This is a genomic window from Streptomyces sp. NPDC059816 (genome assembly GCF_042732055.1).
Lineage (GTDB): Bacteria > Actinomycetota > Actinomycetes > Streptomycetales > Streptomycetaceae > Streptomyces.
Genome location: NZ_JBHWIQ010000020.1, coordinates 113,640 through 133,073, shown reverse-complemented (window position 1 = coordinate 133,073; position 19,434 = coordinate 113,640). Strand labels below are relative to the sequence as shown.

Annotated in this window: 18 protein-coding genes; 16 read left to right on the top strand and 2 right to left on the bottom strand. The window is 72.0% G+C overall.

Translation table 11 applies throughout. The features are described 5' to 3' along the window. The first annotated feature begins 250 nt into the window (after nucleotides 1-250). Nucleotides 251-865 carry a 30S ribosomal protein S4 gene (gene rpsD / locus ACFV88_RS25425; RefSeq protein ID WP_073792029.1) on the top strand — a complete coding sequence of 205 codons (615 nt, stop codon included), beginning with the start codon at nucleotides 251-253 and terminating at the stop codon, nucleotides 863-865. Nucleotides 866-896: 31 nt separating this feature from the next. Here rpsD and ACFV88_RS25420 read toward each other — a convergent pair whose 3' ends face one another. Continuing rightward, on the bottom strand, nucleotides 897-3,197 hold the full coding sequence (locus ACFV88_RS25420) for an ATP-binding protein (protein ID WP_385494191.1): 2,301 nt from the start codon (nucleotides 3,195-3,197) through the stop codon (nucleotides 897-899). Nucleotides 3,198-3,472: 275 nt separating this feature from the next. On the opposite strand from ACFV88_RS25420, the gene ACFV88_RS25415 reads away from it, so the two are divergent. From ACFV88_RS25415 to nusB, 13 genes are all read left to right on the top strand, one after another. Further along, entirely contained in the window at nucleotides 3,473-3,916 is a 444-nt protein-coding gene (locus ACFV88_RS25415; RefSeq protein ID WP_385494190.1) for a DUF948 domain-containing protein, read from the top strand. Between the two features lie 6 nt (nucleotides 3,917-3,922). Beyond that, nucleotides 3,923-4,294 (top strand): DUF6167 family protein, encoded by a 372-nt coding sequence (locus tag ACFV88_RS25410; protein ID WP_385494189.1) that lies wholly within the window; start codon nucleotides 3,923-3,925, stop codon nucleotides 4,292-4,294. Further along, entirely contained in the window at nucleotides 4,294-6,966 is a 2,673-nt protein-coding gene (gene alaS / locus ACFV88_RS25405; protein WP_385494188.1) for an alanine--tRNA ligase, read from the top strand. The genes ACFV88_RS25410 and alaS overlap by 1 nt, the downstream gene beginning before the upstream one ends. Beyond that, on the top strand, nucleotides 6,966-7,430 hold the full coding sequence (gene ruvX / locus ACFV88_RS25400) for a Holliday junction resolvase RuvX (protein ID WP_385494187.1): 465 nt from the start codon (nucleotides 6,966-6,968) through the stop codon (nucleotides 7,428-7,430). The genes alaS and ruvX overlap by 1 nt, the downstream gene beginning before the upstream one ends. A 124-nt stretch (nucleotides 7,431-7,554) precedes the next feature. Further along, complete coding sequence (gene mltG, locus ACFV88_RS25395; protein ID WP_385494186.1) at nucleotides 7,555-9,363, top strand: endolytic transglycosylase MltG; 1,809 nt, start codon at nucleotides 7,555-7,557, stop codon at nucleotides 9,361-9,363. After that, nucleotides 9,356-10,198: a shikimate dehydrogenase gene (locus ACFV88_RS25390; RefSeq protein ID WP_385494185.1), complete on the top strand. Its 843-nt coding sequence runs from the start codon at nucleotides 9,356-9,358 to the stop codon at nucleotides 10,196-10,198. Before mltG ends, ACFV88_RS25390 begins: the two co-directional genes overlap by 8 nt. A gap of 181 nt (nucleotides 10,199-10,379) precedes the next feature. Continuing rightward, nucleotides 10,380-11,564: a chorismate synthase gene (aroC, locus tag ACFV88_RS25385; protein WP_385494184.1), complete on the top strand. Its 1,185-nt coding sequence runs from the start codon at nucleotides 10,380-10,382 to the stop codon at nucleotides 11,562-11,564. 107 nt (nucleotides 11,565-11,671) lie between these two features. Continuing rightward, nucleotides 11,672-12,175, top strand: coding sequence for a shikimate kinase (locus ACFV88_RS25380; protein ID WP_385494210.1), 504 nt, complete (start codon nucleotides 11,672-11,674; stop codon nucleotides 12,173-12,175). After that, on the top strand, nucleotides 12,172-13,266 hold the full coding sequence (gene aroB, locus ACFV88_RS25375; RefSeq protein WP_385494183.1) for a 3-dehydroquinate synthase: 1,095 nt from the start codon (nucleotides 12,172-12,174) through the stop codon (nucleotides 13,264-13,266). Before ACFV88_RS25380 ends, aroB begins: the two co-directional genes overlap by 4 nt. A 200-nt stretch (nucleotides 13,267-13,466) precedes the next feature. Beyond that, entirely contained in the window at nucleotides 13,467-14,402 is a 936-nt protein-coding gene (locus ACFV88_RS25370; RefSeq protein WP_385494209.1) for an AAA family ATPase, read from the top strand. Nucleotides 14,403-14,468: 66 nt separating this feature from the next. Next, on the top strand, nucleotides 14,469-15,575 hold the full coding sequence (locus ACFV88_RS25365) for a M24 family metallopeptidase (RefSeq protein ID WP_385494182.1): 1,107 nt from the start codon (nucleotides 14,469-14,471) through the stop codon (nucleotides 15,573-15,575). A 72-nt stretch (nucleotides 15,576-15,647) separates the two neighbouring features. After that, the gene (efp, locus tag ACFV88_RS25360; protein WP_385494181.1) at nucleotides 15,648-16,214 is read left to right on the top strand and encodes an elongation factor P; all 567 of its coding nucleotides are present in this window, start codon (nucleotides 15,648-15,650) and stop codon (nucleotides 16,212-16,214) included. Between the two features lie 2 nt (nucleotides 16,215-16,216). Next, on the top strand, nucleotides 16,217-16,645 hold the full coding sequence (gene nusB / locus ACFV88_RS25355; protein ID WP_385494180.1) for a transcription antitermination factor NusB: 429 nt from the start codon (nucleotides 16,217-16,219) through the stop codon (nucleotides 16,643-16,645). Nucleotides 16,646-16,938: 293 nt separating this feature from the next. Here nusB and bldD read toward each other — a convergent pair whose 3' ends face one another. Beyond that, on the bottom strand, nucleotides 16,939-17,439 hold the full coding sequence (gene bldD / locus ACFV88_RS25350; RefSeq protein WP_189976704.1) for a transcriptional regulator BldD: 501 nt from the start codon (nucleotides 17,437-17,439) through the stop codon (nucleotides 16,939-16,941). 218 nt (nucleotides 17,440-17,657) lie between these two features. Between bldD and pyrR the strand changes: the two genes are divergently transcribed. Together pyrR and ACFV88_RS25340 are read left to right on the top strand one after the other, a co-directional pair. Continuing rightward, nucleotides 17,658-18,242, top strand: a complete 585-nt coding sequence (gene pyrR / locus ACFV88_RS25345; RefSeq protein WP_385494179.1) for a bifunctional pyr operon transcriptional regulator/uracil phosphoribosyltransferase PyrR — start codon at nucleotides 17,658-17,660, stop codon at nucleotides 18,240-18,242. Between the two features lie 210 nt (nucleotides 18,243-18,452). After that, the gene (locus tag ACFV88_RS25340) at nucleotides 18,453-19,430 is read left to right on the top strand and encodes an aspartate carbamoyltransferase catalytic subunit (protein WP_385494178.1); all 978 of its coding nucleotides are present in this window, start codon (nucleotides 18,453-18,455) and stop codon (nucleotides 19,428-19,430) included. Nucleotides 19,431-19,434: the final 4 nt, after the last annotated feature.

Here is a 19,434-nt window from a genome sequence, read left to right as displayed (position 1 = left end):
CGAGCAGCCGGGACCCGGTCCGTGAGGACGGGGTTCCAGGAGCGTCGCGCACCGTCGAACGGTGTCGCGGGCAGCCCACCACCCCCCTGTGGCGGTCGGTGGGCCACTCGCGTGCTGCACGTATGTGCCCAGACCAGGGGAGCGGCTGCCCGAGGGTCCACCAGGACCCGCCGGGTTTCCCCAGGCTGCGGATGCGACCTCCCCTAACCCTGGTGAAGCCGTATTCGCACAGAGTGAGAGAGGTTGGTTCGTGCCGAACCAGTCCCGTCCCAAGGTCAAGAAGTCGCGTGCCCTCGGCATCGCGCTGACCCCCAAGGCCGTCAAGTACTTCGAGGCCCGTCCCTACCCGCCGGGTGAGCACGGCCGCGGTCGCAAGCAGACCTCGGACTACAAGGTCCGTCTGCTGGAGAAGCAGCGTCTGCGCGCGCAGTACGACGTGTCCGAGCGCCAGCTCGTCCGCGCCTACGACCGCGCCAGCAAGGTCCAGGGCAAGACCGGCGAGGCCCTGATCATCGAGCTGGAGCGTCGCCTCGACGCCCTGGTCCTGCGTTCGGGCATCGCCCGCACGATCTACCAGGCCCGTCAGATGGTCGTCCACGGCCACATCGAGGTCAACGGCAAGAAGGTCGACAAGCCCTCCTTCCGCGTCCGCCCCGACGACGTCGTGATGGTGCGCGAGCGCTCCCGCGAGAAGACGCTGTTCCAGGTCTCCCGTGAGGGTGGCTACGCGGCCGACGGCGAGACCCCGCGCTACCTCCAGGTCAACCTGAAGGCCCTGGCCTTCCGCCTCGACCGGGACCCGCAGCGCAAGGAGATCCCCGTGATCTGCGACGAGCAGCTCGTCGTCGAGTACTACGCCCGCTGACCCGGACGTAGCACTTCCCGCGCCCAGCGCATCAGCCCGTCGTCTCCCCGCTCCGCGGAGCAGGGGAGGCGGCGGGCCGTGCTGTTTCCGCCTCCGCGGCGTCCGGCTCCGCCGCGCCCCCGGGGCCGTGCTCCTCCCGGGGTTCCTGCGGCGCCACGGGCGCCGGTTCCGCGCTCCGCCCCAGGGCCCGTCGCACGGCGGCGTCCAGTCCGAGCCGCGCGCCCTCCCGCACCGCCGCCTCGTACCCCGCCGGACCCAGCCGGGCGCGGCAGCGCCGCTCACCGGTCACCCGCGGGTCGCGGGACGAGACCGAACCGAACAACGGCGACCCCACCGAGGGCCACAGGGCGCCCGCCGCCCCCCGGAGCACCGCCGCCTCCACCGGATCGCCCTGGTCCAGGGTGACCAGCGCCAACAGCTCGATCGCGAGCAGGGCGCCCACCAGGTCCTGGAAGCCGTGCTCGATGACCAAGCACTCCTCCAACAGCCGTCGGGCCCGAGCCGGATCGCCCTCCGACCAGGCCACGTAGGCGAGGACGAGCAGTGCGTACGCCAGGGCCCAGCGCTCGCCGTGGTCCTCGCAGACCTCGCGCACCTCCTCGCACAGCCGGACCGCCTCGGCCGTGCGGCAGGACCCGGTCCGGTCGCCACGCCCCCGGGCGGCCACCGCCCCGCCCGGGAAGCCGCACTGGACGAGGACGGCCGCCGCCAGCTCCACCCGGGCCAGCAGGACGAGGCTGTTCAGCTCGCCGATGTCCTGGTAGCGCTCCAGGGCCGAGTGCAGTAGCCGCTCGGCGCGCACCGCGTCGTCGCCGACCAGTGCCAGGAAGCCGGTGCGGTGCTCGGCGTAGGCGACCGCCACGGCGTCGTCCGTGCGCTCGGCCTCGTCCCGGCACTCGTGGAGCGCGGTGAGCGCCGCGACCGTGTCGCCCTGGAGCAGCGCCACGTGTCCGAACACGTACAGCGCCTTGAGTCGGGCGTCCGGGACTCCGTCGGACTCCGCCTCGGGGCCCTGGTCGAGTTCGATGCTCCGCTGGAGCCAGTAGCGGCCCTCCGCCAGCCGTCCGCACCCCACCCAGCAGAACCAGAGGGTGCTCGCCAGGTGCAGCCCCGGGTGGGTGTCCCCGGGCTCGGTCAGTGCGTGTTCCAGTGCGGCCCGCAGGTTCGGCAGCTCCACCTCGATCCGTGCGGCGGCCTCCGCCTGGCGCGACGAGAACCACTCCAGTTCGCACCAGGTCGCCAGCCCCGCGTACCAGTCGCGGTGCCGGTGCCGCAGCCGCGCCGTGTCCCCGGAGCCCTCCAGCCAGTCGGCGCCGTACGCCCGGACGGTCTCCAACATGCGGTACCGCACGCCCCCGGGACCGTCCTCGCGACTGACCACGGACTGCGCCAGCAACTCGCCGAGCACGTCGAGCACCTCGTCGACGGACAGCCCCTGCGCACCGCACACGTACTCGACGGCCTCCAGGTCGAAGGACCCGGCGAACACCGACAGCCGCGCCCACAACAGCCGCTCCTGCGCCGTGCACAGTTCATGGCTCCAGCCGATGGCGGTGCGCAGCGTCCGGTGTCGGGGCGGTGCGTCCCGGCCGCCGCCGGTCAGCAGCCGGAACCGGTCGTCGAGCCGGTGCAGGAGCTGCCCCGGCGACAGCACGGTGAGCCGACCGGCCGCCAGTTCCACCGCGAGCGGGATGCCGTCCAGGCGCCGACAGATCTCCCGTACGTCCGCCGTGTTGTCCTCGTCCAGCGCGAAGCCCGGCACGGCGGCCTCGGCGCGGTCGGCGAAGAGCGCCACGGCGTCCCGTTCGTCCAGCGGGGCGAGCGGGACCACGCGTTCGCCCCGTACCCCGAGCGGGCGCCGCCCGGCCGCGAGGACCCGCAGTCCCGGCGCGGCCCGCAGCAGGTCGCCCACGAGGGCGGCGCACGGGGCGACCAGATGTTCGAAGCCGTCCAGGACGAGGAGCGCGCGCTGCCCGGCGAAGTGTTCCCGCAGCACCTCCAGGGCGGGGCGGACGGCGTGGTCGGCGAGCCCCAGGGACTCGGCGGCCGCCCGGTCGACGCGCTCCACGGCGTGCACGGCGGTGAGGTCGACCAGGCGCGCGCCGTCCGGGAGGGCGCACGCCGCCGCGGCCCGGGCCACCAGTCGTGACTTGCCCACCCCGCCGGGGCCGACGACGGTCACCAACCGGTCGTGGGCCGTCGCCTCGCCGAGACGGGTCAACTCGGGGGCACGGCCCACGAAGGCGGTCAGCTCCAGCGGGAGGTCGCGGGGCACCTCGGCGACGTCCGAAGAATCGTTCGTTCGCGGCCCGGGCCGCGATGTGGGTCGCATGGGCAACGCAGCGTACTCACGCATAAGCGGTACGTACAATCAGTCCGCCCGGCTCCCGTGCGCCGCGGGCCCGGCGCGACCCCCCGGTCCGTGGCGCGGCGGGGGCGAAATGGGGTGCGGAGCCCCGCTCCCGGCGCGATAGGCTCGTACGACACCTGTCGGCACCGACCGACGGTTGTCGACCATGACGAGCGTCGATCATGTTCAGCACGGTCGACCATGTCGAGCAAGTGAGCCCCGGTCCGTCCGGGCGATACCTCAGGGAGCGGTGCACAGTGTCCGGTGGAGAGGTTGCCGGGATCCTGGTGGCCGTCTTCTGGGCGATCCTGGTCTCCTTCCTCGCCGTCGCGCTGGCGAGGCTGGCCCAGACGCTCAAGGCGACCACCAAACTCGTCGCGGACGTGACCGACCAGGCCGTGCCGCTCCTCGGAGGGGCCACCGAAGCGGTGCGATCCGCGCAGACCCAGCTCGACCGGGTCGACTCCATCGCCTCCGACGTGCAGGAAGTCACCCAGAACGCCTCCGCGCTGTCCTCCACCGTCGCCTCCACCTTCGGCGGCCCCCTGGTGAAGGTCGCCGCGTTCGGGTACGGAGTCCGCCGCGCCGTCGGCCGCAAGAGCGCTCCCGCCGACCCCCCGCCCACCGAGCGGACCCGCCGTACCGTGATCGTCGGCCGGACCGTCCCCACCGCCCGCCGCGGCAGGCGGAAGAAGGACTGACAAGCGATGTTCCGCCGTACGTTCTGGTTCACCGCGGGCGCCGCCGCCGGGGTCTGGGCCACCACCAAGGTCAACCGCAAGCTCAAGCAGCTGACGCCCGAGAGCCTCGCCGCCCAGGCCGCCAACAAGGCCGTCGACGCCGGCCACCGGGTCCGGGAGTTCGCCCTCGACGTCCGCGCCGGAATGCTCCAGCGCGAAGCCGAACTCGGCGACGCGCTCGGCCTGCACGACCCGGTCGACCACCACGAGCTGCCCGCGCCGCGCCGCGCCGCCCTCGACAGCTACCCCCCAGTCGGTCCGAACGCACCGGAACACCTCGGTCACCGCACGCGTTCGGACCTGTATTCGCACAAGGACAACCGGAATGAGGACCACTGATGGAGTCGGCTGAAATCCGCCGTCGCTGGCTGCGCTTCTTCGAGCAGCGCGGGCACACCGTCGTGCCGTCGGCGTCGCTGATCGCGGACGACCCCACGCTGCTCCTGGTCCCGGCGGGCATGGTCCCCTTCAAGCCGTACTTCCTCGGCGAGGTCAAGCCCCCCTACGCCCGTGCCACCAGCGTCCAGAAGTGCGTGCGCACCCCGGACATCGAAGAGGTCGGCAAGACCACCCGGCACGGCACGTTCTTCCAGATGTGCGGCAACTTCTCCTTCGGGGACTACTTCAAGGAAGGCGCCATCAAGTACGCCTGGGAGCTGCTGACCAGCTCCCTCGCGGACGGCGGCTACGCCCTCGACCCCGAGCGGCTGTGGATCACGGTCTACGAGGAGGACGACGAGGCCGAGCGCATCTGGCGCGACGTCGTCGGCGTCCCCGCCGAGCGTATCCAGCGCCTGGGCAAGGGACCCAACTTCTGGTCCATGGGCGTCCCCGGTCCCTGCGGCCCCTGCTCCGAGATCAACTACGACCGCGGCCCCGAGTTCGGCGTCGAGGGCGGCCCCGCCGTCAACGACGAGCGGTACGTCGAGATCTGGAACCTCGTGTTCATGCAGTACGAGCGCGGCGAGGGCACCGGCAAGGAGGACTTCGAGATCCTCGGCGAACTGCCGAACAAGAACATCGACACCGGCCTCGGTCTCGAACGGCTCGCCATGATCCTCCAGGGCGTGCACAACATGTACGAGATCGACACCTCCCGGGTCGTGATCGACAAGGCCACCGAGCTGACCGGCGTCGCCTACGGCAAGGCCCACGAGAGCGACGTGGCGCTGCGGGTGGTCTCCGACCACATGCGCACCTCCGTGATGCTCATCGGCGACGGCGTGACCCCCGGCAACGAGGGCCGCGGCTACGTGCTGCGCCGCATCATGCGCCGGGCCGTCCGCAACATGCGGCTGCTGGGCGCCACCGGTCCCGTCGTCGGCGAGCTGGTGGACACCGTCATCCGCTCCATGGCCGAGCAGTACCCGGAGCTGGAGGGCGAGCGCAGCCGCATCCAGGTCGTGGCCCTCGCCGAGGAGGCCGCCTTCCTCAAGACCCTGAAGGCCGGCACCAACATCCTCGACTCCGCCGTCACGGAGACCAAGGCCGGCGGGGGCACCGTGCTCTCCGGCGACAAGGCGTTCCTGCTGCACGACACCTGGGGCTTCCCCATCGACCTCACCCTGGAGATGGCGGCCGAGCAGGGCCTCGCCGTCGACCAGGACGGCTTCCGCCGGCTGATGAAGGAGCAGCGGGAGCGCGCCAAGGCCGACGCCCGCGGCAAGAAGACCGGTCACGCCGACCTCGGCGCCTACCGGGAGATCGCCGACAGCGCCGGCGAGACGGACTTCATCGGCTACTCCGACACCGAGGGCGAGTCCCGCGTCGTCGGCATCCTGGTGGACGGCGTCGCCTCGCCGGCCGCCACCGAGGGCGACCAGGTGGAGATCGTCCTCGACCGCACCCCCTTCTACGCCGAGGGCGGCGGCCAGATCGGCGACACCGGTCGCATCCGGCTGGAGTCGGGCGCCGTGGTCGAGGTCCGCGACTGCCAGAAGCCGGTCCCCGGCGTCTACGTCCACAAGGGCGTCGTCCAGGTCGGCGAGGTCACGCTCGGCGCCGCCGCCCACGCCACCATCGACGTGCGTCGGCGCACCGCCATCGCCCGCGCCCACTCGGCCACCCACCTCACCCACCAGGCGCTGCGGGACGCCCTCGGCCCGACGGCCGCCCAGGCCGGTTCCGAGAACCAGCCCGGCCGCTTCCGGTTCGACTTCGGGTCCCCGGCCGCGGTGCCCGGCACCGTCCTCACGGACGTCGAACAGCGGATCAACGAGGTGCTCTCCCACGACCTCGCCGTGCACGCCGAGGTCATGAGCATCGACGAGGCCAAGAAGCAGGGCGCCATCGCCGAGTTCGGCGAGAAGTACGGCGAGCGGGTCCGGGTCGTCACCATCGGCGACTTCTCCAAGGAGCTGTGCGGCGGCACCCACGTCCACAACACCGCCCAGCTCGGGCTGGTGAAGCTGCTCGGCGAGTCGTCGATCGGCTCCGGGGTCCGCCGCATCGAAGCCCTCGTCGGCGTCGACGCGTACAACTTCCTGGCCCGTGAGCACACCGTCGTCGCCCAGCTCCAGGAGCTGGTCAAGGGCCGCTCCGAGGAACTGCCCGAGAAGATCTCCGGCATGCTCGCCAAGCTGCGGGACGCGGAGAAGGAGATCGAGCGGTTCCGCGCGGAGAAGGTCCTCCAGGCCGCCGCCGGTCTCGCCGAGTCCGCCAAGGACGTCCACGGGGTCGCCCTCGTCACCGGTCAGGTCCCGGACGGCACCACCGCCGACGACCTGCGCAAGCTGGTGCTCGACGTCCGGGGCCGGGTGCAGGGCGGGCGCGCCGTCGTCGTCGCCCTGTTCACCACCTCGGGCGGCAAGCCGCTCACCGTCATCGCCACCAACGAGGCGGCCCGCGAGCGCGGTCTGAAGGCCGGTGACCTGGTCCGCACCGCCGCCAAGACCCTCGGCGGCGGTGGCGGCGGCAAGCCCGACGTCGCCCAGGGCGGCGGCCAGAACGCCGCTGCCATCGGGGACGCCGTCAGCGCCGTCGAACGGCTCGTCGCGGAAACCGCCGCCTGATGCGCCGGGGCCGCAGACTGGCGATCGACGTGGGTGACGCCCGGATCGGTGTCGCCTCCTGCGACCCCGACGGCATCCTCGCGACGCCGGTGGAGACCGTGCCGGGACGGGACGTCCCGGCCGCCCACCGGCGGCTGCGTCAGCTCGTCGACGAGTACGAGCCGATCGAGGTCGTCGTCGGACTCCCGCGCTCGTTGCGGGGCGGCGAAGGGCCGGCGGCGGCGAAGGTCCGCACCTTCGTCGGACGGCTCGCCACCACGATCGCTCCCGTCCCGGTGCGCCTGGTGGACGAGAGGATGACCACAATTACGGCCAGTCAGGGACTGCGGGCCTCGGGCGTCACGTCCCGAAAGGGTCGGTCTGTCATCGACCAGGTTGCCGCTGTGGTGATCCTCCAGAACGCTCTGGAGTCCGAACGGGCGTCAGGTGAGGCACCCGGCGAGGGCGTCGAAGTGGTCATCTGATCGCGATACGGTAACGTTCCGCGCGATGCGGTGGTGTTCGAACAGCCCCCGCACAGCAAAGAGGTGGGTGCGACGGCGCGCCGCGAGTGCTCACGTGCCCCGCCTCGCGGCTCGATGGGGACAGATGACTGATTATGGCCGGGGCCAGGGCTCCGAACCGTGGTATCCGGAGGACCCGTTGTACGGGGACGTCGGATGGGAGGGCCAGCAGCAGGGCCACCCCGGCCAGTCCCCGCAGTCGGGTCACCAGCAGTACCCGCAGGGCGAGCAGTACGGTCACCAGGGCCAGCCCGGTCACTTCCCGCAGCACCAGCAGCAGCACCAGGAGTACGTCCAGCAGCAGGTCCCCCAGGGGTACGACCAGCAGGTTCCCCAGACCTACGACCAGCAGGTTCCCCAGGGGTACGACCAGTGGGCTGCGCAGACCGCACCGGCCCAGTCGGACGGTTACGGCCAGCAGTACCAGGGGGGCTGGGAGACGGCCCAGCCCGGACAGATCCCCTACGGCACCGACCCGGCCGGAACCTACCCCGGGCAGCCCGAGGCGTACGGCGTCGAACCCCCCGACTACTACGGCACTCCCGAGGCGTACCCCCCGCCCGAGCCCCCCGCCCGACGGCGCCCCGAGCCCGAACCCGAAGAGGAACCGGCCCGGGGCGACGGCCGTCAGGACTGGGACCCGGACCGTGACGGTCCGGAGGAGGGCTTCTTCACGGACTCCGGCCGCGGCGCCCCCGCGGCGCCCCGCGGTCCCGACGCCGACAGGTACGACGATGAAGACGATGACGACGCCGAGCCGTCCGGCCGGGACGGGGACCGTCGCTCCCGGGGCGGCAAGGGCAAGCAGAAGCGCCGCAACGGCTGTGCCTGTCTCCTGGTGACCGCGGTGTTCGTGGGCGGCCTCGGCGCCGTCAGCTACTTCGGCTACCAGTTCTACCAGGAGCGGTTCGGCGAGCCGGCCGACTTCGCCGGCGACGGCCTGACCACGACGGTGTCCGTCGAGATCCCCAAGGACTCGGGCGGCTACGTCATCGGCCAGAAGCTCAAGGAAGCCGGGGTCATCAAGAGCGTCGACGCGTTCGTCTCCGCCCAGCAGCAGCACCCCAAGGGCAACACCGTCCAGGACGGCGTCTACACGCTCCGCAAGGAGATGTCCGCGGCCAGCGCCCTCGAACTCATGCTCAGCCCCAAGAGCCGCAACAACCTCATCATCGCCGAGGGCCGCCGCAACATCTGGGTGTACGAGCAGATCGACAAGCGCCTCGACCTGCCCGGGGGCACCACCAAGGGCGTCGCCTCCGCCCAGTGGAAGTCGCTCGGTCTGCCGGACTGGGCGATGAACGGCGCGGGCGACCGGAAGGACCCGCTGGAGGGCTTCCTCTACCCGTCCAGCTATCCCGTGGCCGAGGGCATGAAACCGGCGGACGTGCTGAAGAAGATGGTCGCCCGGGCCAAGAACCAGTACGAGACCTACGACCTCCAGGCCAAGGCCCGCGAAGTGGGGCTCAAGAACCCCCTCGAAGTCATCACGGTCGCCAGCCTGGTCCAGGCCGAGGGCATGACGCACGACGACTTCAAGAAGATGGCGGCCGTCGTCTACAACCGGCTCAAGCCGGACAACGTGGCCACCAACCGGAAGATCGAGTTCGACTCCAGCTACAACTACCTGAAGAACCAGAGCAAGATCGACATCTCCACGAGGGAGATCCGCAACTACGACCACCCGTACAACACGTACTTCGTCGAGGGACTGCCTCCCGGACCGATCGGCAATCCGGGCGAGGACGCCCTGCGCGCCGCGATCGAGCCGGACGGCGGCGACTGGATGTTCTTCGTCTCCATCGACGGCAAGACGACCAAGTTCACCGAGACGTTGGCCGAGCACGAGGAACTGGTGGCGGAATTCAATGAGCGACGCAAGAACGGTGAGTGAGCCCACCGACCGGAGCCGTCGTCGGGCTGCCGTGCTCGGCTCGCCCATCGCCCACTCGCTCTCCCCGGTCCTGCACCGGGCGGCCTACGCCGAACTGGGGCTGGCCCACTGGGGCTACGAACGGTTCGAGGTGGACGAGGCGGCACTGCCCGACTTCCTGGCGGGACTCGGCCCCGAGTGGGCAGGGCTGTCCCTGACCATGCCCCTCAAACGCGCCGTGATACCCCTGCTCGACTCGGTCAGCGAAACCGCCGCGTCGGTCGAGGCGGTCAACACGGTCGTGCTCACCGAGGACGGCCGTCGCACCGGCGACAACACCGACGTCCCCGGCATGGTCGCCGCCCTGCGCGAACACGGAGTGGAGAGCGTGGAGTCCGCCGCCGTGCTCGGCGCGGGGGCCACCGCCTCCTCCGCACTGGCCGCGCTCGCCCGGATCTGCACCGGTGAGATCACCGCCTACGTCCGCAGTGCCGCCCGGGCCGCCGAGATGCGCCAGTGGGGCGAACGCCTCGGCGTCGAGGTCCGCACCGCGGACTGGGCCGACGCCGCCCGTGCCCTGCACGCCCCCCTCGTCATCGCCACCACCCCGGCCGGGACCACCGACGCCCTCGCCGCCGAGTTGCCCCAGCGTCCGGCGACCCTCTTCGACGTGCTGTACGAGCCGTGGCCCACGGCGCTGGCGGCCCGCTGGTCCGCTTACGGGGGCGCCGTCGTCAGCGGACTCGACCTGCTGGTCCACCAGGCCGTCATCCAGGTCGAGCAGATGACCGGGCGCACCCCGGCCCCGCTGGCCGCGATGCGGCAGGCCGGAGAACGGGCGCTGGCCGCCCGCTGAGCACCGGCCCGCGAACAGCCCCACCGGGACCGACCGGCGCGGCGGTTCGCGGGCCCCGGCGTCCGCTTGCTGGACCTTCGAACGGGTAACCGCTGCGGACGTGGGAAGATCGGGGGTGGCGGGGCCGGGACCGCGCACCCGGTCGTGCCGTCCAGTTGCGTGCGCGAACAGAGGAGCACCCTTGAGCAGGTTGCGCTGGCTGACGGCGGGGGAGTCCCACGGACCCGCTTTGGTGGCGACGCTGGAAGGTCTTCCCGCCGGTGTCCCGATCACCACGGAGATGGTGGCGGACCACCTCGCGCGGCGGCGCCTCGGGTACGGGCGCGGCGCCCGGATGAAGTTCGAACGCGACGAGGTCACCTTCATCGGTGGCGTCCGACACGGACTCACCCTCGGTTCCCCGGTCGCGATCATGGTCGGCAACAGTGAGTGGCCCAAGTGGGAACAGATCATGGCCGCCGACCCGGTCGACCCCGAGGTCCTCGCCGACCAGGCCCGCAACGCGCCGCTGACCCGCCCGCGCCCCGGCCACGCCGACCTCGCGGGCATGCAGAAGTACGGCTTCGACGAGGCCCGCCCGATCCTGGAGCGCGCCTCCGCCCGGGAGACCGCGGCCCGGGTCGCGCTCGGCGCGGTCGCCCGCTCCTACCTCAAGGAGACCGCGGGCATCGAGATCGTCAGCCACGTCGTGGAACTGGCGGCGGCCAAGGCCCCGTACGGCGTCCTGCCGGTGCCCGCCGACGTCGAGAAGCTCGACGCCGACCCGGTGCGCTCCCTCGACGCCGACGCGTCGAAGGCGATGGTCGCCGAGATCGACCAGGCCCGCAAGGACGGCGACACCCTCGGCGGAGTGGTCGAGGTCCTCGCCTACGGCGTGCCCGTCGGCCTCGGCTCGCACGTCCACTGGGACCGCCGGCTCGACGCCCGGCTCGCCGCCGCGCTCATGGGCATCCAGGCGATCAAGGGCGTGGAACTCGGCGACGGCTTCGACCTGGCCCGCGTTCCCGGCTCCCAGGCCCACGACGAGATCGTCAGCACCCCCGAGGGGCTGCGCCGCTCCACCGGCCGCTCCGGCGGCACCGAGGGCGGCCTCACCACCGGTGAACTGCTGCGCGTGCGGGCCGCGATGAAGCCCATCGCCACCGTGCCCCGGGCCCTCGCCACCGTCGACGTGGTGACCGGCGAGGCCACCCAGGCCCACCACCAGCGCTCCGACGTCTGCGCGGTCCCGGCCGCCGGGATCGTCGCCGAGGCCATGGTGGCCCTCGTGCTCGCGGACGCGGTGGCCGAGAAGTTCGGCGGCGACAGCGTCCCCGAGACCCGTCGCAACGTCCGGTCCTACCTCGACAACCTGCACATCCGGTGACGACGGTGCCCGACACATCCGGGTCGCCCTCGACGCAGGGACCCGCCGACGCGGACCCGCTGGGACCCAAGGGTCCCGGCGGTCCGGTCGTCGTTCTGGTCGGCCCCATGGGCGTCGGCAAGTCCACCGTGGGGGCGCTGCTCGCGGAGCGGCTGCACCGCCCCTACCGGGACACCGACGACGACATCGTCACCGCCGAGGGCCGCCCCATCGCCGACCTCTTCGTGGACGAGGGCGAGCCCTACTTCCGTGCCGTCGAGAAGGCGGCCGTGCGCGAGGCCCTCGCCACCCACCACGGCGTCCTCGCCCTGGGCGGCGGGGCCGTCCTCGACCCCGACACCCGTGCGCTGCTCGCCGCCCACCCCGTCGTCTTCCTGTCGATGGACGTGGACGAGGCCGTGCGGCGCACCGGGCTGAACGTCGCCCGCCCGCTGCTCGCCGTCAACCCGCGCCGTCAGTGGCGGGAGTTGATGGAGGCGCGCCTTCCGCTGTACACCGAGGTGGCCCGCGCCGTCGTCCCGACGGACGGACGCGGCCCCGAGGAGGTCGCCCGGGCGGTCCTCGACGCGCTCGGGCTGCCCACCGACCCTCCGCAGGAGAACACCCCATGACCGCGCAGGAACCCATCCGCATCAAGGTCGCCGGCACCGCCGGCACCGAACCGTACGAGGTGCTCGTCGGCCACCAGTTGCTCGGCGAGCTGGGCCCGCTGGTCGGCGACCGGGTCAAGCGCGTCGCCGTGATCCACCCCGAGGCCCTGGCCGAGACCGGTGAGGCGCTGCGCGCCGACCTCGCCGGGCAGGGCTTCGAAGCCGTGGCCATCCAGGTGCCCAACGCGGAGGAGGCGAAGACCGCCGAGGTCGCGGCGTACTGCTGGAAGGCGCTGGGCCAGTCCGGGTTCACCCGCACCGACGTGATCGTCGGGGTGGGCGGCGGCGCCACCACCGACCTCGCCGGGTTCGTGGCCGCGAGCTGGCTGCGCGGGGTCCGCTGGATCGCCGTGCCCACCACCGTCCTCGGCATGGTCGACGCGGCCGTGGGCGGCAAGACCGGCATCAACACCGCCGAGGGCAAGAACCTCGTCGGCGCCTTCCACCCGCCCGCGGGGGTGCTGTGCGACCTCGCCGCGTTGGAGTCGCTGCCGGTCAACGACTACGTCTCCGGACTCGCCGAGATCATCAAGGCCGGGTTCATCGCCGACCCGGCGATCCTCGACCTGATCGAGGCCGACCCCGTGGCGGCCCGGACCCCTGCAGGGCCGCACACCGCGGAACTCATCGAGCGGGCCATCAAGGTCAAGGCCGAAGTCGTCTCCGGTGACCTGAAGGAGTCCGGCCGTCGCGAGATCCTCAACTACGGCCACACCCTGGCGCACGCCATCGAGAAGAACGAGCGCTACCAGTGGCGGCACGGAGCCGCGGTCGCCGTCGGCATGCACTTCGCCGCCGAACTGGGACGGCTCGCCGGACGTCTGGACGACGCGACCGCCGACCGGCACCGCGCGGTCCTGGAGTCCGTCGGGCTGCCGCTCAGCTACCGCTACGACCAGTGGCCCAAGCTCCTGGAGACCATGAAGGTCGACAAGAAGTCCCGGGGCGACCTGCTGCGGTTCATCGTGCTCGACGGCCTCGCCCGGCCCACGGTCCTGGAAGGACCCGATCCGGCGGTGTTGCTCGCCGCGTACGGGGAAGTGGCCGAGTAACCCCCGGGGGAAACCTTCCCCGGCGGACCCACGGCCCGGCCCGGGCCGGGTACCGTTTCGGGGCGCTCCCCCCGTGCCGGGGGGAGCGGGGCGGGTCGCTCGGGAACTTCTCCCCGGCCGCCGCCAGTTGCCTGTACGAGACGCGTTCCTCCGTCCCGGTGAGCAGCGGGACGGACCGGCAGGAGACGGAGTGGCACCGGATGCAGCACGCAGGGGGAGCACCGCTGCCACCGAACGGGGGGTCGGGCCCCGGCTGGCCGCCCCCCGACCCGCCGATACCGCCGGTCGCCGCACCCCGGGGCTTTCCTCCGACGGCGCGGGGCGCCCACCCGCACGGTTCTTCTCCCGCCCACCCGCACGGTTCTTCTCCCGCCCACCCTCCCAGTCCTCCTCCCAGCCCCGCGCGCCCCGCAGCTCCCCCCGGCCCGCGGCCCGCCGGCCCCCCGCCCGCCGGTCCGCCCCCGCCCGGACACCTCCCGCCGCCCGGACCGGACGCCACCGGCCACGTCCGGCTGCCCCCCGGCGGCCCGGTCGCCCTCCCGAGCCCTGAGCCGGCTCCTTCGGCGGTCGACCTGACGGCGACCACCCTCGCCGTGCTGCTGATCGGCCCGGCGGGCGCCGGCAAGACCAGCGTCGCCCAGTACTGGGCGGAGCACCGACGGGTTCCCACGGCGCACATCAGCCTCGACGACGTGCGCGAATGGGTCCGCTCCGGGTTCGCCGACCCGCAGGCCGGGTGGAACGACCACTCCGAGGCGCAGTACCGCCTGGCCCGCCGCACCTGCGGCTTCGCCGCGCGCAACTTCCTCGCCAACGGCATCTCCTGCATCCTCGACGACGCGGTGTTCCCCGACCGTCCGGTGGTCGGCCTCGGCGGCTGGAAACGGCACGTGGGACCGGGTTTGCTGCCCGTCGTCCTGCTGCCTGGCCTGGAGATCGTCCTGGAGCGCAACGCGAAGCGTCGGGGGAACCGTCGGCTCACCGACGAGGAGGTCGCGCGCATCCACGGCCGCATGGCGGGCTGGTACGGCTCGGGCCTGCCCATCATCGACAACTCCCAGCTCGACGTCCCCGCCACCGCCCGGGTGCTCGACGAGGTCCTCACCCGATCGGTCACCAGCCCGCCCGCCTGGTGACCCCCGAAGAGCCCGTCCGGACGAGCTGACCGGGCCCTTTCGCCCCGCCGCTCGTACGCTCGGGACATGGCAGAGGTCTACGCAGCCCGCCGGGACCGTCTCCGGGAACGCACCGCGGCCGGCGGTACCGCGGCGGCACTCGTCTCCCGCCCCGCCAACGTCCGCTACCTCGCCGGAGCCGCTCCGCCCGGGGCGGTCCTGCTGCTGAAGGACGACGGTGACCTGCTGGTCCTCGCCGAGGCCCCGGACGCCCGCCCCGGTGACCCGCAGCCCGACGACGGCCTCCTCACCCAGGTTCTGTCGGACCCGCGGGGCGACACCGCGGTCACCGCGGCCACCCTCGCCGCGGCCCACGGAGCCGATGCGCTCGCCGTCGAGGAGCACCACCTGACGGTCGCCCGTCACCGTGCCGTCGCCACCGCGGCCCCGGGGCTGCGGCTGGCCGATGTCGGCGGGGTGGTCGAACAACTCCGGCTGGTCAAGGACGAGGACGAGATCGCCTGCCTGCGGATCGCCGCCGAGATCGCCGACCAGGCGCTGGGCGAACTCCTCGAATCCATCCTGGTCGGCCGTACCGAACGGCACCTCGCCCTGGAGCTCGAACGCCGACTGGTCGACCACGGGGCCGACGGTCCCGCGTTCGCGACCTCGGTCGGGACCGGTCCGGACGCAGGTCGGGTCGGACACCGGCCCACCGACCGCAGGGTCGAGGAGGGCGACTTCCTCTCGGTCTGCCTCGGTGCGGCCTACCGCGGCTACCGGTGCGAGATCGGGCGCACCTTCGTCATCGGCACCTCGCCCGCGGACTGGCAGATCGAGCTGTACGACGCCGTCTTCGCCGCTCAGCGCGCCGGTCGGGAGGCGCTGACCCCCGGCGTCGCCTGCCGTGACGTGGACCGTGCGGCCCGCCACGTACTGGAGTCGGCGGGGCACCGGGAGGGCGTTCCACCGCGGACGGGGCACGGTGTGGGACTCGAAAACGACGAGGACCCGCAGTTCGCCCCCTCAGCCATGGGTAAACTGGACGCTTGTGTGCCGGTCACCGTCGAACCGGGGGTTCACCTCCCTGGCCGGGGCGGGGTCCGGATCGATGACACGCTCGTCGTCCGCTCCGACGCGGACGGCGGACCCGAGCTACTCACCATCACGACCAAGGAGCTGCTGGCGCTCTAGCCTCAGCACACGCTGAGCCGCCGGACGCGGGCCCCGTCGGTCGTCCACGTCAGTCCAGGAGATTCCGCAACCGTGGCTTCCACGAACGACCTCAAGAACGGCATGGTGCTCAAGCTCGACGGGGGCCAGCTCTGGTCCGTCGTCGAGTTCCAGCACGTCAAGCCCGGCAAGGGCCCTGCCTTCGTGCGCACCAAGCTCAAGAACGTGCTGTCCGGGAAGGTCGTCGACAAGACCTTCAACGCCGGCGTCAAGGTCGAGACGGCCACCGTCGACAAGCGCGACATGCAGTTCTCCTACATGGACGGCGACTACTTCGTCTTCATGGACATGGAGACCTACGACCAGCTCCACATCGACCGCAAGACCGTGGGCGACGCCGCGAACTTCCTCCTGGAGGGCTTCGAGGCCACCGTGGCGCAGAACGAGGGCAGCGTGCTCTTCGTGGAGCTGCCCACCGCGGTCGAGCTGGTCATCGCCGAGACGGAGCCGGGCGTCCAGGGCGACCGTTCCACCGGTGGCACCAAGCCCGCGAAGCTGGAGACCGGGTTCGAGATCCAGGTTCCGCTCTTCATCACCACCGGTGAGAAGATCAAGGTCGACACGCGTTCGGGCGACTACCTCGGCCGGGTGAACAGCTAACCGTGGCTGCCCGGAACACGGCTCGCAAGCGCGCCTTCCAGATCCTCTTCGAGGGTGACCAGCGCGGGGTCGACGTGCTGACCGTCCTCGCGGACTGGGTGCGGCACTCGCGCACCGACACCCGTCAACCGCCGGTCAGCGAATTCACCATGGAGCTGGTCGAGGGGTACGCGCAGTACGAGCAGCGCATCGACGAGCTGCTGGCGCAGTACTCCGTGGGGTGGACGCTGGACCGGATGCCCGTCGTGGACCGGAACATCCTGCGGCTCGGCGCGTACGAGCTCATCTGGGTCGACGGGACGCCCGACGCGGTGGTGATCGACCAGGCCGTCGAGCTGGCCAAGGAGTTCTCCACCGATGAGTCCCCGTCCTTCATCAACGGGCTGCTGGGGCGGCTCAAGGAGCTGAAGCCCGGCCTGCGCAGGGCCTGACGCGGTCACAGGAGCCCCTGCCGTCCCACGGTGGGGGCTTCTCCCGTCCGCGCCGTCCCCGCGCCCCCAGAGGGCCGTCAGGGCCTTGCACGGGCCGGTCGAGCCGGCTCCCGTCCCCGACCGTCGCCCGGATCACCGGAGAACGCCCGTGGATGGATACCGCCGAACGGGTGATTTCAGCGATGGGGCACCCCGCTCACCCGGAGCACACAGAGCCGCCCGGGGTGGCACGAACCCTTCCGGGTCCGTGCCACCCCGGGCGGCACGTTTCTGCTGATGTGATGGGGCGGAGGTCAGTTCTCCTCGTGGGCCACGGCCCGACGGGCGTCCGCGTCCAGGACGCCCCAGCTGATCAGCTGCTCGGTGAGCACCGAGGGGGACTGGTCGTAGATGACGGCGAGGGTCCGCAGGTCGTCCTGGCGGATCGAGAGGACCTTGCCGTTGTAGTCGCCGCGCTGGGACTGGATCGTGGCGGCGTAACGCTGGAGCGGGCCCGCCTTCTCGGCCGGGACGTGGGCGAGGCGCTCCAGGTCCAGGACGAGCTTCGGCGGCGGCTCGGCGGCGCCGCCGGGCGTGGTGCCGGGCAGCAGCTCCTGAACCGGCACCCCGTAGAAATCCGCCAACTCGGCGAGGCGCTGGACGGTCACGGCGCGGTCACCGCGCTCGTAGGAACCGACCACCACTGCCTTCCAGCGGCCCTGGGACTTCTCCTCGACGCCGTGGAGCGACAGGCCCTGCTGGGTGCGGATGGCCCGGAGCTTGGCCCCGAGCTGTTTGGCGTATTCGCTGGACATAAGGCTCCCCGGACGAAGGCTGGTGACTCACTGTGAGGTTACGCAGCGTGACTTGCATGCGTCAAGCCGAACGGTCAGCACCGACTCTTCCCTGCCTTGCCGTGGGACGCACGGTGAGGGGGTGAACTGGGGGAATGCGCGGCCTGCTACCGTAGATGGCGCAATTCCGACGTCCTTTAAGGTCCGTCCCGTGAGGCGGAGAAGGAGGTCCGTTTCTTATGGACACCAGCAGCATCGAAAGCCCGGACGGCGCCGCAGCGCGGCCCGTCCTGGAAGCCCCCGACATCGCTCGGGTGCTGACCCGCATCGCCCACGAGATCGTCGAGCGCGCCAAGGGCGCCGACGACGTGGTGCTCCTCGGCATCCCCACCCGGGGCGTCTTCCTCGCCCGGCGGCTCGCCGGCAAACTCGCGGAGATCACCGGGCGTGAGGTGCCGGTCGGCTCCCTCGACATCACCATGTACCGCGACGACCTGCGGATGCACCCGCCGCGCGCCCTCGCGCGCACCGAGATCCCCGGCGAGGGGATCGACGGACGGCTGGTCGTCCTCGTCGACGACGTGCTCTTCTCCGGCCGCACCATCCGGGCCGCCCTCGACGCCCTGAACGACATCGGCCGCCCGCGCGCGGTGCAGCTCGCGGTCCTGGTGGACCGCGGCCACCGCGAACTGCCGATCCGCGCGGACTACGTCGGCAAGAACCTGCCGACCTCGCTGCGGGAGACGGTTCGGGTGCAACTCGCCGAAGAGGACGGGCGGGACACGGTCCTGCTCGGGGTGAAGTCCGGCGCTCCCGCCGGATGACCCCGCCCCCCGTGCCGCCCGGTGGGTGAACACCGGGCCGCGGCCGACCTGCCCGGCGCCCCGCGTCACCGACGCGGCGTTCCGGCATGACCGCCGCCGGCCTCCCGCACACCCGTCCGAGCCGGCACGGCCGACCCCCCTCGGCCCCGCACGCCCTCCCGGACCCGTCCCGCCCCCCGATCCCCCGAACCGCCCTACGGAGCCTGACAGATGCAGCGTCATCTCATCTCGGCCGCCGACCTCACCCGTGACGACGCCGTCCTCATCCTCGACACCGCCGAGGAGATGGCCAGGGTCGCCGACCGGCCGATCAAGAAACTGCCGACCCTGCGCGGCCGTACCGTCGTCAACCTGTTCTTCGAGGACTCGACCCGGACCCGGATCTCCTTCGAAGCCGCCGAGAAGCGGCTGTCCGCCGACGTGATCAACTTCACTGCCAAGGGCTCCTCGGTCTCCAAGGGCGAGTCCCTCAAGGACACCGCGCAGACCCTGGAGGCCATGGGCGTCGACGCCGTCGTCATCCGGCACGGCGCCTCCGGCGCGCCCTACCGGCTCGCCACCTCCGGCTGGATCGACGCCCACGTCATCAACGCGGGCGACGGCACCCACCAGCACCCCACCCAGGCCCTGCTGGACGCGTTTACCATGCGCCGCCGCCTCGTCGGCCGCGACGCCGGACTCGGCCAGGACCTCGCCGGCCGCCGGATCACCATCGTCGGCGACATCCTGCACAGCCGGGTCGCCCGCTCCAACGTGGACCTGCTGCACACCCTGGGCGCCGAGGTCACGCTGGTCGCCCCGCCGACCCTGGTCCCCGTCGGGGTCTCCCAGTGGCCCTGCGAGGTGGCGTACGACCTCGACGGCGTCCTGCCCAAGTCCGACGCCGTGATGATGCTGCGCGTCCAGCGGGAGCGGATGAACGCCGCCTACTTCCCGACCGAGCGCGAGTACGCCCGCTGGTACGGCCTCGACGCCGACCGGATGGCGCGGATGCCCGAGCACGCCATCGTGATGCACCCCGGCCCGATGGTGCGCGGCATGGAGATCACCGCCGAGGTCGCCGACTCCGCCCGCTGCACCGCCATCGAACAGGTCACCAACGGCGTCTCCATCCGGATGGCCGTCCTGTACCTGCTGCTCGGTGGCAACGAGCCCGCCGTCACCCACACCCGTACCGAGGAGAAGTAACCGA